The following is a 14,633-nucleotide window of genomic DNA, read 5'->3' on the forward strand; positions in this document are numbered from 1 at the left end:
CTTCAGCCCTTCCGTGATCGTCTTCCTCCTCTCCGTGATGATCCTCATCCTCACCTTCAGCCCTTCCGTGATCGTCTTCTTCCTCTCCGTGATGATCCTCATCCTCGTCACCATGTCCTCCATCAGGAGATTCTCGAGTCTCATAAAGTAACAGACCGTGCATCTCTCCGACCTCAATCACTACTGTATCTTCCTGCATACTTGAGATGAAAGATGTCAAAGTTGATTCCATCGTGGGCCCGATCCAGAACATTACATCAGTATTTTCCAACAGCTTTACGTCTGATGGCTTTATCTGGTATCCATGAACGGAATAAGTGCCTTCAAGAAGCAGTTCAGGTGTTCCTATCCCCTCCATAACGGAAGAAACCAAGCTGTGAATTGGATTTATGCTAGCGACAATTCTGCTATCGGAAGCACCTGCACTGCCTATAATTGACATGATTAGCGCAATAGCGCAGATTTTTCTCATGGATACTCTAGTTCAGTTCAACGATGATGTTATATTATAGTATATCGTACCGCCACGCGACGAACGTCCGCCAGTGAATTGAATTCAGTTCTTGCACAATTGCAGTCGGCGGGCGTCTGCCGAAATGGACGGTGGTTGATTCGGAACATCGACCTGTCAATCGGACGGGGCGAAATTGTTTCTCTGATCGGTCCGAATGGAAGCGGCAAAACGACAGTGGCAAAAGTCCTATGTGGCGTAATCGTACCTGATAGCGGCTCCGTCTCAAGGTCCGACAATGTTCGAATCGGATATGTACCCCAGAACGTTGAGATCAAGCCCACACTTCCAATGACTGTACGACGTTTGATGAATGTCAGTGAGAAATTCGGCACTCACGAGATGGAAGAAGTATTGGAAGAGATGAAAATTCTCGGGACAGCTGACCAGCCTGTGCGGGAACTCTCAGGCGGTGAGTTCCAAAGGGTGCTGTTCGCACGCGCACTTCTGAAGAAGCCCGATCTGCTGATCCTTGATGAACCCTCCCAGGGATTGGACTTCCAGGCAGAGATGAAGCTCTACAATCAGATTGTCAACATTCGGGACCGGTTGAAGTGCGGTATTTTGTTGGTGTGTCACAATCTACATATGGTGATGGCAAAAACAGATGTTGTCGTATGTATCAACAGTCACATCTGCTGTGCCGGAACACCGACACATGTCGTTAACGACAGTGCGTTTGAAACGCTCTTCGGACAGGAAGCGGCACGTTCCCACGCACTATATCAGCATCATCATGACCATAGGCACCTTCCCGATGGCAGCGTCAGTCATCGATAATGACTTTTGTCCACAATTCGACCCATAGGGCCTGACGACAACCGATATGTTCGACGATTTCATCACCCGTGCGGTCATTGCAGGTGTGGGATTCGCAATAATCGCCGGTCCGCTGGGCTGCTTCGTAGTATGGCAAAGGCTTGCATACTTCGGTGATGCCATGGCACATTCCGCATTACTCGGTATCGCTTTGGCACTTGCTCTCGAATTCAACCTGATTGTCGGTGTTTTCGCAGTGTGTCTGCTGATTGGGCTGATCGTTGGACGAATTAACGATCAGTCAACACTTTCCGGAGACTCCACGCTTGGTGTTCTGTCTCACGCGTCACTTTCTATAGGACTGGTCTTGGTATCTCTCATGTATTGGGTTCGAGTGGATGTGCTTCACTTTCTGTTTGGAAACATCCTGGCGGCAGGGTGGTTGGACATATTGATGATCTATGGCGGCGGTGCAGTGATTTTGTTTGTGTTGATTCGTAGATGGGATAATCTGATCTGCCTTGCAGTCGATGAGCAGATCGCCACTGCTGAGGACATGCAACCTGTCCAGAATCGTTTCATCATGATGGTGCTTTTAGCGGGGATTGTTGCCTTTGCGATGAAGATAGTGGGAATAATCCTGACCGTCGCGCTGCTGATCATTCCAGCTGCGGCAGCCCGTCAGTTCGCCAAAACTCCGGAACAAATGGCAGTTCTTGCGTCGGCGTTCGGCGTCATTGCAGTAATATTCGGACTCATCATGTCGGTTGAACTTGACACACCGCCAGGCCCAAGTATTGTCATAAACGCGATTGTCATTTTCGTGATCGGTGTTGCCACAACTGCAATAGTCGGAATGCGAAAACGGCGCAGTGGCAGCGTCTGAAATGAAACCACAAACACCAAGACAGCAACTGGTATACGACTTTCTTCTAAAGAAGAAAACAGCCCAAGGCGCCTACGACATTCTCGATGCATGCCGGGACCAGGGGTTCCGCGCGCCGAGCCAGATCTATCGGGTACTGGACAAATTGCTCGAATACGGTCTTGTTCACAAGGTGGAAAGCCTTAACGCATACATCGCATGCGACCAAACGCACGTTATAGGGCGATCATTCATTGCCATCTGCAATAACTGCGGATTGGTCAAAGAGATGCCGATTCCGGTCTTTTCCGACCAATTGGAGAATTGCGACAGCTGGGACGGGTTTACCCCTCAGGAACTGAAGGTGGAAATCAAAGGACGCTGCCCCGACTGTAACTGAGCCGTATAGGCGGGATGCAGTCGTACCCTGCAATGGCGGAGAGGGAGGGATTCGAACCCCCGGAAGGTTGCCCTTCAACGGTTTTCAAGACCGCCGCTTTCGTCCACTCAGCCACCTCTCCGTTTTATGGAACCGAACTGCAGGATGTGATTCTCCGAATAGCAAAACAGGCGAATTCGCAAACTGCCTGTTGAATTGTTTCGATGAATAGCGACTGTACGGAAATGCAGTCAAAGGCCTTGAAATATTATGAACCATCTTTATATTCCGAGTAAGAATATTAGCCGCAAATTTGTAAAATCACTATCGTAATCGTACAATTAGCATACCTTTATTTTTCAAGAGGGAACGTTCTATGAGAATAAACGACCAAGTACTTTCACAACAAAGAACTTCAAGTGTCGTTGTCAACAGGGTTCTTCGGAACACATACATTCTGCTGTCGATGACTCTGTTGTTTTGTGCCGGTGTCGCAGCGCTTTCTGTTGCATTGAACTGGCCGCATCCCGGACTGATCATCACTTTGGTGGGTTATTTCGGATTGTTGTTTCTGACCAGTGCCATGCGCAATTCCGGACTGGGCATCGTATGCGTGTTCGCACTCACCGGATTCATGGGTTTCACCCTTGGACCGATCATCTCGCATTATCTGACCGTCATTCCTAACGGTGATCAGATCGTCATGACCGCATTTGGCGGAACCGGACTGATATTCCTTGGATTGTCCGCTTATGCGCTGACTACCCGAAAGAATTTTGCATTTCTGGGTGGAATGCTTTTTGCCGGTATTCTGGCTGCATTCATCATGTCCCTTGCCGCAATTTTCTTCAATCTGCCCATGCTGTCAATTGCAGTCTCCGGTATGTTCATCATTCTGATGTCAGGGTTGATCCTCTACCAGACCAGCGCGATCGTGCATGGCGGTGAGACAAATTACATCATGGCGACCGTTACGCTCTTTATCTCCATATACAATCTGTTCCTCAGTCTGATCCAGATTCTGGGAATCTTCGGAGGTCGCGAGTGAGCGAATCGCCATAGGCTCCATTCACGGAGCACGATCAGGAAAAGCCGTCGCCTATCGGTTGACGGCTTTTTCTTTATGAAGTGTCTGCAGTCGGTATGGGACTGCTGATTTGGTCGAATCGGCAAGTGCGGCACAAATTGCCTTTGCCGCAGATATTGTCGTGAAATGAGCAACATTTCGCTTCAGCGCCTCTTTCAGAATGGTCTCAGAATCAGCGACGCTAGCTCTCTTGCGCGGAACGTTTACAATCAGATCAATCTCGTTGTTCTTCAGCATGTCAACTACATGCGGGCGGCCTTCCCGCACTTTATTGACGCGGCTGACATCGATACCATGGCTTGACAGCAGTTTTGCTGTTCCATCTGTCCCATACAGTGTATATCCCCTCTCGGCGAGAACTCTGCCTACCTCAATGATTCCGGCCTGATCATCACCCGAAACGCTGAGCAGCGCATTGCCGGATTCAGCAATCGAGTATCCGGTTGCATGAAACGCCTTCCAGTAAGCTTCCCCGAAAGAACGACCGATACCCATGACCTCGCCGGTACTCTTCATCTCCGGACCGAGCAACGGCTCTGAGCCTGGAAATTTCTCAAACGGGAATACAGCTTCCTTGACACTGAAGAACGATGGGATGACTTCGTGGGTCACACCCTGTTGGCGGAGCGTCTGTCCCAACATGCAGCGCGCCCCAACTTTGGCCAGTGGGATCGATGTCGCTTTTGATACAAACGGAACTGTCCGGGAAGCTCGAGGATTGACTTCCAATACGTATATCTCAGCGCCCTTGATCGCAAACTGTACGTTCATGAGACCAATCACATTCAGCGCGAATGCCATCTCCCGAGTCTGCTGGCGCAGCCCGTCGAGCAGTTCCTCTGTCAGGCTGAATGCAGGTAACGAGCAGGAAGAATCGCCCGAGTGAACTCCTGCGAGTTCAATGTGCTGCATGATCCCGCCAATGAATACCTCTTCGCCGTCACAGATCGCGTCAACATCGACTTCTATGGCGTCACTCAGGAACTTGTCGAGCAATACGGGTGAATCATGCGAAACGTCGATTGCAGCCCCCATGTAAGCCTGCAGTTGATCAGAGTCTCGGACAATTTCCATCGCGCGTCCGCCAAGAACGTACGATGGGCGCACAACTAACGGGTAACCAATCGTTTCAGCCGCATTCAGGGCATCCTCGATGGCAACAGCTGTTGAATTCGGAGGTTGTCTCAGATCAAGCTTGTGAAGCAGGTCCTGAAAATACTTCCTGTCCTCGGCCAGATGAATGGAATTAGCTGAGGTTCCGATAATGTTCACACCTTCATTGGTAAGCTCGCGGGCAATTTTCAACGGGGTCTGCCCGCCATATTGAACAATCACACCATCCGGACTCTCTATCCGACATACTTCCAGCACATCCTCAACGGTAAGCGGTTCGAAATACAGCCGGTCTGACACGTCATAATCTGTGGAGACAGTTTCAGGATTGCAGTTCACCATAATCGTCTGGTAGCCATCTTCTCGCAATGCCATTGCCGCATGCACACAGCAGTAATCGAATTCGATTCCTTGTCCGATCCTATTGGGACCGCCACCCAAAACGACAATTTTTCGATCTTTATCAGGATTGGACTCACACTCACTTTCATATGTGGAATACATATATGCAGTCGGTGTATCAAATTCGCCCGCACACGAATCCACGCGCTTGTAAACCGGATGTATGCCCAATGAGTAGCGCAAGGTACGGATTTCCGCCTCATCGCAACCCAGTAGATCACCCAGCCTGTGATCGGAAAAACCCTGTTGCTTCCATTGACTGAGTGATTCGACGCTGATCGGACGGGAACTCATCCTGATTTGTTCTTCCACATCGATCAGATGCTGAATTTCTGCCAAAAACCAAGGATCGATGCCTGTCAGGTCATTGACGCGATCAACGCTCATCCCTCGGCGGAATGCCTCTCCAATGTACCAAAGACGCCCTGCCCCAGGTATGCTGAGCTTCGAGTGCATCAGATCATCGACGCTTCCGTCAGTGTCCTTCAATCCCCGGGGAGTCTCGAAGCCGAATGTTCCGATCTCCAAACTGCGGATTGCTTTTTGAAGCGACTCCTGAAATGTTCGGCCGATCGCCATGACCTCGCCGACAGATTTCATCTGTGTGGTCAGGGTCGCATCCGAGTGTGGAAATTTCTGGAAGTCAAAGCGCGGTATCTTGGTAACAATGTAATCGATTGTCGGTTCAAACGAAGCCGGGGTGGCACCACCTGTAATGTCATTGTGAAGTTCGTCCAAGGTATAACCGACTGCGAGCTTTGCCGCGACTTTCGCAATCGGAAATCCAGTTGCTTTCGATGCCAGGGCGGATGATCTGGAAACTCTTGGATTCATTTCAATGATCACCATTCTCCCATCTTGCGGATTGATCGCGAACTGGACATTCGATCCACCTGTGTCTACACCGATTACCCTCATCACCGCAATGCTTGCATCTCGCATCCGCTGATATTCCTTATCGGTCAGTGTCTGGGCAGGCGCAATGGTGATTGAATCCCCGGTATGCAGACCCATGGCATCAAGATTCTCGATGGAACAGACAATGATGCAGTTGTCACTGTTATCTCGAACAACCTCCATCTCAAACTCTTTCCAGCCTGAAATACTCTCCTCAATGAGTAATTCGCTGGTTGGCGATGCCCGCAGGCCTCTCAGGCAGATGTCCATGAATTCATCGCGGTTGTACGCGATTCCACCCCCGGAGCCGCCGAGAGTAAAAGAGGGACGGATTATTGCAGGAAATCCAATTTCCGAAAGTATCTGTAACGCATCCTCCATACTGTGGGCCAGCGACCCGCGGACATATTCAAGTCCAATTTCGTCCATACATTGGCGAAATTTCTCTCGATCTTCAGCCTTGTCAATGGATTCCCTGGTTGCACCTATCAGTTCAACACCGTATTGTTCCAATACATTGTTACGAACAAGATCCAACGCACAGTTCAATCCAGTCTGGCCGCCCATAGTAGGCAAAATGGCGTCCGGTCGCTCGACCTTGATGATTTCCGCCACCGATCGCCATCGGATGGGTTCGATATATGTGGAATCCGCAAATTCCGGATCAGTCATGATAGTTGCCGGATTGGAATTGACGAGTACCACTCGATACCCTTCATCCTTCAATGCCCTGCAGGCTTGTACCCCTGAATAATCGAATTCACAAGCCTGACCGATCACAATCGGCCCAGCACCGATAATCAATATGGTTTCGAGATCAGTTCGCTTAGGCATGGCTTGCCGCAGCGGATATGGTGAGATTTCGCTCCCGCATCATGTTGATGAATCGATCAAATAATGCTGAACAATCATGCGGTCCGGGACTTGCCTCCGGATGTCCCTGAAAGGAGAATGCCGGATAGCGAGTGTGTGCCAGACCCTGAATAGTGCCGTCAAACAGTGAACGATGCGTGACGACGAGATCGTCCGGCAGATGATCGTCATCCACAGCAAAACCATGGTTCTGACTTGTAATCATGATTTCCCCTGTCGACAGGTCTCGCACAGGATGATTGGCACCGTGATGACCGAATTTCATTTTCATGGTGCGCCCTCCGCTAGCAAGTGCCAGCAGCTGATGCCCAAGACAGATACCAAAGACCGGTATATATCGCTGCAGAATCTGTTCGATGTTCGAAATTGCGTAGCCGCATGGTTCGGGATCACCCGGCCCATTTGAAAGAAATACACCATCAAAGTCACGACCAAGTTCATCGTAAGGTGTTTGCGCCGGAACGACAGTTACGTCACAATTACGGTCAGATAACATACGTAAGATATTGTATTTAATTCCATAATCATAGGCGGCAACAGAATATCGATCGACCGGATCCGTGGCTTTTCTTGAGCTGCCTGAGTCAAGATCAAAAGTACCGTCACTCCATGTGTAAATTGATCTGGTCGAGACTTCCTTCGCCAAGTCCATACCTTTGAGTCCAGGAAAATCCCGCGCCAGACTGATTGCGGACTCGGCATCAACTTGATCGTGATCACTTGTCACACAGCCATTCTGTGCGCCCTTGGACCTGATCAACCGCGTGAGCTGACGGGTGTCGACACCATGAATACCCACGACTCCAGTCTGGCGCAGAAATTCACCGATGGACGACTCGGATCTCCAATTGCTGACTCGGATTGGCAGGCTCTTGATTACCATGGCTGATGCATGGGGTGTTTTGGCTTCCACATCTTGGGCATTTGCGCCGACATTCCCGATCTGAGGATGCGTAAAGGCCACGATCTGCCGGGCGTAGGACGGGTCGGTGATTATTTCCTGATAGCCGGTGATGGATGTATTGAAAATCACCTCACCGACGGCGGTACCAGATGCACCGAACGCATAGCCCTCAAATACAGTGCCATCTTGCAAGGCAAGCAGCGCTTTTCTCATTTCACCAGATTTCATTCAAACAATATATCGACTATGCTGATCAGCAATTCGCTCACAAACAATCACTCATCTGACTCAAGAATTTAAACTTGCACTGCTTGTCCAAGCTTTCCCATCCAGATCCAGTTGCATACGATCGGCCGATCGGTCGCTGACTGATGCGCCAAACGGCTGCATCTGCTCGCATCGTCTCACTGCCGAATCCAGTCGACTATGGGATTGCTGCCAGTCAAGGCGAATCGACTGATCAATCGAATCCCAATACATCTGTCATCTGATACAGACCAGGTGGGCGAGTTACCAGCCACAAGGCGGCACGCACTGACCCATTGGCATAATTCATTCGGCTGGAGGACCGATGGGTAATCTCAACTCGCTCACCGGGAGCAGCAAACATAACAGTATGCTCCCCTACTATATCGCCTGCCCGGATTGTTGCGAATCCGATCGTCTTGTCTCCGCGTGCTCCGGTTCTTCCATGTCGGACGAACTGTCCATGCTCTTGAATTGACCTGCCGAGTGTTTCGGCGACCACCTCACCCATTTTCAATGCTGTGCCCGATGGTGCGTCCACTTTCGCACGATGATGTGCCTCAATCACTTCCACATCAACCGAATCTCCGAAAGTCTCAGCGGCCATCTGCAGCAACTTGAAGCACAAATTGACGCCAACACTCATATTCGGTGCTGCAACCACTCTAATTTCTTTGGCAGCTTCCTGAAGCTGATTCAGATTCTCTTCAGTCAGTCCTGTGGTGCCAAGGACGACATCCTTACCCTCTGCAGCACATTTTGCGACATGTTGCATCGTCGCTTCCGGCGTGGTGAACTCGATCAGGACATCAAACAGATCAGTGTCCAGGGAATCCTTGACTTCCACGCCAATATCGCCCACTCCCGAAAGCAAGCCCGCGTCAGAACCGATTGAATCATGGCCTGGAACTTCAACTGAGTGGGTCAACTCCACACCTTGCGATTCATAGACTGCCTGAATCAACGTTTTACCCATTCGGCCGGCTGAGCCGGATACTGCAATTCTCAACATTTCTGACAATTTACCAAAGCCTTGGCAATGAATGTAACGGGCATTGTTACGTCATCCGAAACCTGCCATTTTCAACAAACTATTATCGCAAATTTAGTCCGTTCGCCGACGTGTAATTACGCTTTTGAGCGGTGTGATTCTTACCTCATCAATCACTGTTCCCGGTCGCGATTCAAGCATCATGGCGACAGCTTCAGCCACATCTTCTGGAAGTATGAAGTTATCACCAGATTCACCATGCGTAAATTGCGCCTGTTCGTAAAATTCGGTTTTGACCATACCAAGTGTAACGATTCCCGCATGGATTCCGTCCGACGAGCACTCGCGTCGCAGTGACTTCACAAATCCATCTAGGGCAGACTTGGTTGCGGTATAGACTGCGCCCCGCCGACCACCCGATAACACTGATTCCGATCCGATAAAGATCAGCTTGCCGCTGAGTTTACGTTTCATCTGCGGCAAGAAAGCTCTTGCAAGATACATGGTCGACAGTAAATTGGTGTTGACCATCCTGGCAATCTGATCGTACGAAAACTCCTCAAGACTCCCGAATCTTCCATAACCGGCACAAAATACAATCGCATTGACATCGGCATGACGCTTCACAAGAATCGGAAAGCGTTCCTGCACAGCAACAGGTTCAGATAGATCAATAATCTCTTGGGTAAAACGATTGGCGAAGTGCTGATTCAACTCGTCAGATGTGCGCCGGGATATACCAATGACTTCATGTGAGTTCTCAAGCAATCGTCGTGCCACGGCCAAGCCGATGCCGGCACTCGTACCCGTTACCACAATTTTCGATGACATCACTGTGGATCCAGCACCAACTCATCGATATGGACTGTGTCCAAATCCATGAACCTGCCAAGTTGCTCGTAACACCACCACTTCATATCCATCTCCACAGACTTTGGATAGGTGACAGCCCCGTTACGCAACTCAAACGGTTGGGCGACAAACCGACTGTCCGGATACAAATTGCCCACAGTCCGATAAAACTCCTTGGGCAGTCGGAAAGCGCCAATCGTCACAGAATGAATCAAATCCGCATCGACAGCAGAAAAGATCCTCTCCATCAGTTCCAGATACTGGCTTCGGTAATCGGGCACAAAAATCAATGGATCGAAACGCAATCCAATTTTCCAACCACGTTCCTGAAGTCGCTCCATCGCTGCAATTCGCTTGTCCAGTTGCGGTACCTTGTGTTCCAATGAAGACGAGATCCTTTGAGGCGTCAAACTGAACGCAGTAACGACGTTGGGAACCACCTCCCGGGTAAGCAACGATCGAATCTGTGTACTCTTGGTCCTAAGTTCCAGCCAGACATTTTCCAATGCACTGACGGTTCCGATAAAGTACTGTGCCATTCCAATGATCGGTTCCATGGCCAGGCTATCGCAGTCATAGCCCGAAAAAAACCAGACCTGATCGTTCGAATCGTGTTCAGCTACTGTGCTTTTGATAGACTGTGCGAAATCATCGTAATTGACGAATACAACATGATGCGCAGAACGATACATACCCTGTAAAAAACAATATCGACAATCGTAGATGCAATTGAGCATAACAGAAAAATAATAGTTGTGAGTACCGCCGACTCCGTAGCCGCTCGGTACCGACAGGACATGATTTGTGAATTTGCGTGCAAGTACCAAGGACGGACGTTGCTTTTGTAACCGGAAATCCTGTGCCTTGCGATTGAAAATCTCGCCATACCGGTCACACTCAACAATATCCGCCGAAGCAAATTGTTTCAGTATTTTTTGCGTCATCGGATGTCCCGACACTTCTTGCTCTATATAGATTGTCGAGTACAAGACAGCGTCCCTCTACACATACTTCCAGTGTTGATCCAAGAATTCCTGAACACAAGCCAGCATCGCTGATGCATTCAGGCAATCTCGGACGATATCAGAATCCACCTTAATATCTAATTCCAATAATTTGGTTTTATGAAGTTTTCTTTTTAATATCTCTCGTTGTGCGGTCGTCATCCGCCAACGCTTGGCGAATTCAATTGTGAGGTCCTCCGGATGGAGCCGTCGGGCAACCGACTTGGCGAGACCGTGCAGTTGACCGCATAGTCGATCAATCGCTCCGACGTGGCCGGCAATGAAATCTTGGATATCTGTCTTGGTCAGGTGCTGAACGGAATGATCTTGGTTGTCCGACACAACCTTGAAACAATGAATCATTTCGAGTGTCGAGAATTGTGTCGCTGCGGTTGCAAAACCGAATGCTTCCATATCGTACCCGGCGTGCGGTTGATAGTCCGTATTCACCCCGTCGACGGTGATGACTTTTCCAGTTGGCAGGTCATGATCGATGGTAAATGAAGGATAGATAGTCCGTTGGGTGGCGCTTTCGACAATGCAGTTTGCAAGAAATCCTGTTCCGGTCGCGTATGTTCCATGGCCGACGACACCCACGTTCAACCATGCACTGGTCTGCGCAGATTTGTCATTTCGTGACAGGTACCGAACCGCCTTGTGCGCCATGGACGTACCAACTCCGCTAACGATTAATTTCAATTCATCATTCCCGAAGATGGAAAATGGTTCCCCCTTTTGCGTCATTCTTTCCAGGCAAAAGTGGTCGATCAGTGGCAAAGCCTCCGATTTCATCGCTGTAACAATATTGACAGAGGCAATCATTCAAGACTGCTCAGTTCGTGCTGGAATCGCTGTGCCATAGATTCCAACTCATTCGCTTCGGACTCCCGACCCCTTTTGCGTGCGCCGTTACAGTAGATCTGAATCTTCACGGTCAGGACCTCAAGGGTTTGCATCCGATAGTCCGTGCTAAGCGAGTCAGACTCCAACAACTTGATCAGAGCGGTTATTCTGAACCGGTCCATCGCCGGATAGGCCTGAGATAGTTGGTCATCATGTCCACCGTACTTGATCACCAATGGCTCATCTACGAAACCGACCGGATATTTCGATGTTACCCTCAACCACATATCGTAATCCTCGCAAACCGGCAGACGCTCATCAAAACCACCCACATCCGCACACACCCCTTGATTGATGATCACAGCGGACGGTGAAATCGCACAAAGCGGCAGACAATCGGGAAATATCCATCCTCCCGACTTCGCATGACGTCTTTTGGGATTAACGCGAATTCCATTGCGAATCCAAATCTCATCACTATGGCAAATCAGGAGTTTTGGATTTTCCGATAGAAACTTCGCTTGCTTTTCGAGCTTGCGACAGTACCACTCATCATCGGAATCGAGAAAAGCAATCCACTCGCAACTGCTGGCCGAAATGCCCGTGTTGCGGGCAGTGCTGACACCGGCGTTTTCTTGGCTGATCACCCTGATGCCGGTTGGGAAATTCGAGCACAACATCTCAAGTGTATTGTCGGTCGAGCCATCGTCTACAACAATCACCTCACGCGGTGGCAGACTCTGCGAAACTACAGAATCCAGCGCCCTTTGAAGAAGTTCACTTCGATTGAATGCGGGAACAACTACGGAAAAGTCCAACACCGACTATAAAAGCCCTCGAATTGCATCGCGCTCTTCGATCAACTCGCTTTCGGTTATACGCATCTTGTCCCGACTGAACTCGTTGATCGCGAGATCTTGGACAATATTGTAACCACCATCGGTACATGTCACCGGAAAGGAATAGATCAGATCTTCAGTCATGCCGTAGGAACGATCGCTGACAATACCCATACTTGTCCAGTCACCCTCGGGTGTGCCTTGTACCCAGGTTCGAATGTGGTCAATGGCAGCGGAACCCGCCGAAGCTGCACTGGACAGGCCTCTTGCTGCGATCACTTCCGCTCCCCTCTTTTGCACCTTGGGGATGAAATTATTCTCGACCCATTCCATATCAACTCTGTCCAATACCGGCATGCCGTTGACCGTCGCATGATGGATATCCGGATACTGGGTAGCGGAGTGGTTTCCCCAAATGATCACCTTCTTCACCGTATGAGCATGTTCCCCGGTTTTTGCAGCAATCTGGCTCACTGCGCGATTGTGATCAAGACGGGTCATCGCTGTAACTTGCGATGCATCCAAGCGTTTCAGTTTGCTTGCAGTGATCAACGCGTTGGTGTTGGCTGGATTGCCGACAACCAAGACTTTTACCGATCGACTTGCCACTTGGTCCAAAACAGCACCTTGGGCAGTGAATATCTGTGCGTTCGCTTCGAGCAGGTCGTTTCGTTCCATCCCTTTGCCCCGCGGGCGGGCACCAACCATCATAACGTAGTCGGCATCGCCAAAGGCAGTTTCGGGGTTATCAGTCGCGACAACATCGTTCAATGTCGCAAACGCGCAGTCATCCAATTCCATCACCACGCCGGACAAAGCATCCATCGCCGGAGAAATTTCCAATAATTGAAGAATGACCGGCTGATCAGTGCCAAGCATGTCTCCTGCAGCGATACGAAACAACAGACTGTAACTGATCTGACCTGCGGCACCCGTAACGGTAATCCTGACCGGATTTTTCATGAATTCGCCTCCCGAAAGTTCAGGTTCAAGTGTTTGGTCGAAAAATGAAGATTTTAACTGTTATTCCGTTTCCAATAAACCACTGCGTTCGCAATAGCGGATCTCAACCTCCCCAGTCAAGAACCTCAAGCAGGCTGATCAAAGTGATTTGGAGCGGTCAAGTGAGCGAAAGCAAACCTAAAGTTTGTGAAATCGCACAGCATCGGTGTTGCAATCGTACAGCAACACCATTCACATCATTTTTTGACTTGACCGAATGTCTCAGCTCCGTCTGCAAGATACTGCAACTCTTCCGCTGTAGATTCCCGATCCAGAATCTCGTTTCTATGTGGAAACCGGCCGAACCGCATTATGATGTCCCGGTGCATTTCCGCATATACCAAAGACTCCTGTGCTTGCTCCATCCGTGCCTGGGTTTGCGCCATATCAACCAGCGATCCGAACATTTCGACCGACAATTGCTGAACTTGAAGGTCCTCGGAGTGTTGCAGTGGCAGATAGGCAAACAATCGCTCCAGATACGTCATCGTTCGATCCAATCCGGATTCTATGACTTTGTTTGTCAGTCGCAGCGCCTTGCTGTCATAAGCAAAAGCTTGAGGTTTTCCGCGGTAGATATTTCGCGGGAACTGGTCCAGAGCAATGATCGACGCAAGAATTCCCTTTGGATCAGATTCCACATTCACCGCATGTCCGTTTGCGACATATTCGATCAAGGGCTCATATTTCAGGACAGCCTGATCAAAGAATTCCGGATCCAAAAACCACATCTCCATGCGACGATGGAATTCTTCTTCCGATTGTTCGCTGTCGGCAAACCAGAAGTCGAGAATGGCGTCTACATCAAATTCCATGCTTCTCAACATTTTCCCGGGCGACAACGAACTGACTGCTGAAACTGTGGCATAATATCGCTTGAGAATTACAATAATCGAACAACACGCAAAAACATGAACAAGGGCCTCAGTTTTCTACTAAAGTTCCTGACAGTCGGCTTATTTGTTGCGTTGGCCGCATTGTTGCTCGTAATCATTGTTGTCGTCTTGCAGTCTTGACGCTGTACAATCCATTCCTGCAAACGATTTCCGCTATCAGCCATCAAATT

At 49.6% G+C, this 14,633-nt stretch carries 13 protein-coding genes, 1 tRNA gene and 1 pseudogene; 4 read left to right on the forward strand and 11 right to left on the reverse strand.

From position 1 onward, the window contains the following. Positions 1-358, reverse strand: a 358-nt coding sequence (locus OXI60_03675) for a zinc ABC transporter substrate-binding protein (protein ID MDE0308915.1), incomplete at its 3' end; no start/stop codon positions are given. A 249-nt stretch (positions 359-607) separates the two neighbouring features. Between OXI60_03675 and OXI60_03680 the strand changes: the two genes are divergently transcribed. From OXI60_03680 to OXI60_03690, 3 genes and pseudogenes are all read left to right on the forward strand, one after another. Beyond that, on the forward strand, positions 608-1,291 hold the full coding sequence (locus tag OXI60_03680) for a metal ABC transporter ATP-binding protein (GenBank protein ID MDE0308916.1): 684 nt from the start codon (positions 608-610) through the stop codon (positions 1,289-1,291). 46 nt (positions 1,292-1,337) lie between these two features. Beyond that, on the forward strand, positions 1,338-2,156 hold the full coding sequence (locus tag OXI60_03685; GenBank protein ID MDE0308917.1) for a metal ABC transporter permease: 819 nt from the start codon (positions 1,338-1,340) through the stop codon (positions 2,154-2,156). A 70-nt stretch (positions 2,157-2,226) separates the two neighbouring features. Then, positions 2,227-2,358, forward strand: a pseudogene (locus OXI60_03690) (transcriptional repressor). A gap of 210 nt (positions 2,359-2,568) precedes the next feature. Here the strand turns inward: OXI60_03690 and OXI60_03695 are convergent. Next, a tRNA-Ser gene (locus tag OXI60_03695) sits at positions 2,569-2,656 on the reverse strand. 234 nt (positions 2,657-2,890) lie between these two features. Here OXI60_03695 and OXI60_03700 point away from each other — a divergent pair. Then, positions 2,891-3,562, forward strand: a complete 672-nt coding sequence (locus OXI60_03700; protein MDE0308918.1) for a Bax inhibitor-1/YccA family protein — start codon at positions 2,891-2,893, stop codon at positions 3,560-3,562. Between the two features lie 51 nt (positions 3,563-3,613). Here the strand turns inward: OXI60_03700 and carB are convergent, their stop codons facing one another. The 9 genes from carB to OXI60_03745 form a co-directional block, all read right to left on the reverse strand. After that, positions 3,614-6,847: a carbamoyl-phosphate synthase large subunit gene (gene carB / locus OXI60_03705; protein ID MDE0308919.1), complete on the reverse strand. Its 3,234-nt coding sequence runs from the start codon at positions 6,845-6,847 to the stop codon at positions 3,614-3,616. After that, entirely contained in the window at positions 6,840-8,018 is a 1,179-nt protein-coding gene (gene carA / locus OXI60_03710) for a glutamine-hydrolyzing carbamoyl-phosphate synthase small subunit (protein ID MDE0308920.1), read from the reverse strand. Before carA ends, carB begins: the two co-directional genes overlap by 8 nt. Before the next feature lie 232 nt (positions 8,019-8,250). Continuing rightward, on the reverse strand, positions 8,251-9,048 hold the full coding sequence (gene dapB / locus OXI60_03715) for a 4-hydroxy-tetrahydrodipicolinate reductase (GenBank protein ID MDE0308921.1): 798 nt from the start codon (positions 9,046-9,048) through the stop codon (positions 8,251-8,253). Positions 9,049-9,141: 93 nt separating this feature from the next. Continuing rightward, a complete protein-coding gene (locus OXI60_03720; GenBank protein MDE0308922.1) occupies positions 9,142-9,858 on the reverse strand; it encodes an SDR family NAD(P)-dependent oxidoreductase in 717 nt (238 codons plus the stop codon). Continuing rightward, on the reverse strand, positions 9,858-10,823 hold the full coding sequence (locus OXI60_03725) for a hypothetical protein (protein ID MDE0308923.1): 966 nt from the start codon (positions 10,821-10,823) through the stop codon (positions 9,858-9,860). The genes OXI60_03720 and OXI60_03725 overlap by 1 nt, the downstream gene beginning before the upstream one ends. Before the next feature lie 57 nt (positions 10,824-10,880). Further along, positions 10,881-11,705 carry a hypothetical protein gene (locus OXI60_03730; GenBank protein MDE0308924.1) on the reverse strand — a complete coding sequence of 275 codons (825 nt, stop codon included), beginning with the start codon at positions 11,703-11,705 and terminating at the stop codon, positions 10,881-10,883. Then, a complete protein-coding gene (locus OXI60_03735) occupies positions 11,702-12,547 on the reverse strand; it encodes a glycosyltransferase (GenBank protein ID MDE0308925.1) in 846 nt (281 codons plus the stop codon). Before OXI60_03735 ends, OXI60_03730 begins: the two co-directional genes overlap by 4 nt. A 3-nt stretch (positions 12,548-12,550) precedes the next feature. After that, positions 12,551-13,528, reverse strand: coding sequence for a malate dehydrogenase (locus OXI60_03740; GenBank protein ID MDE0308926.1), 978 nt, complete (start codon positions 13,526-13,528; stop codon positions 12,551-12,553). Between the two features lie 236 nt (positions 13,529-13,764). Beyond that, positions 13,765-14,382 (reverse strand): DUF924 domain-containing protein, encoded by a 618-nt coding sequence (locus tag OXI60_03745; GenBank protein MDE0308927.1) that lies wholly within the window; start codon positions 14,380-14,382, stop codon positions 13,765-13,767. Between the last annotated feature and the right edge of the window lie 251 nt (positions 14,383-14,633).

This window comes from Acidiferrobacterales bacterium, from assembly GCA_028820695.1.
Taxonomy (GTDB): domain Bacteria; phylum Pseudomonadota; class Gammaproteobacteria; order Arenicellales; family JAJDZL01; genus JAJDZL01.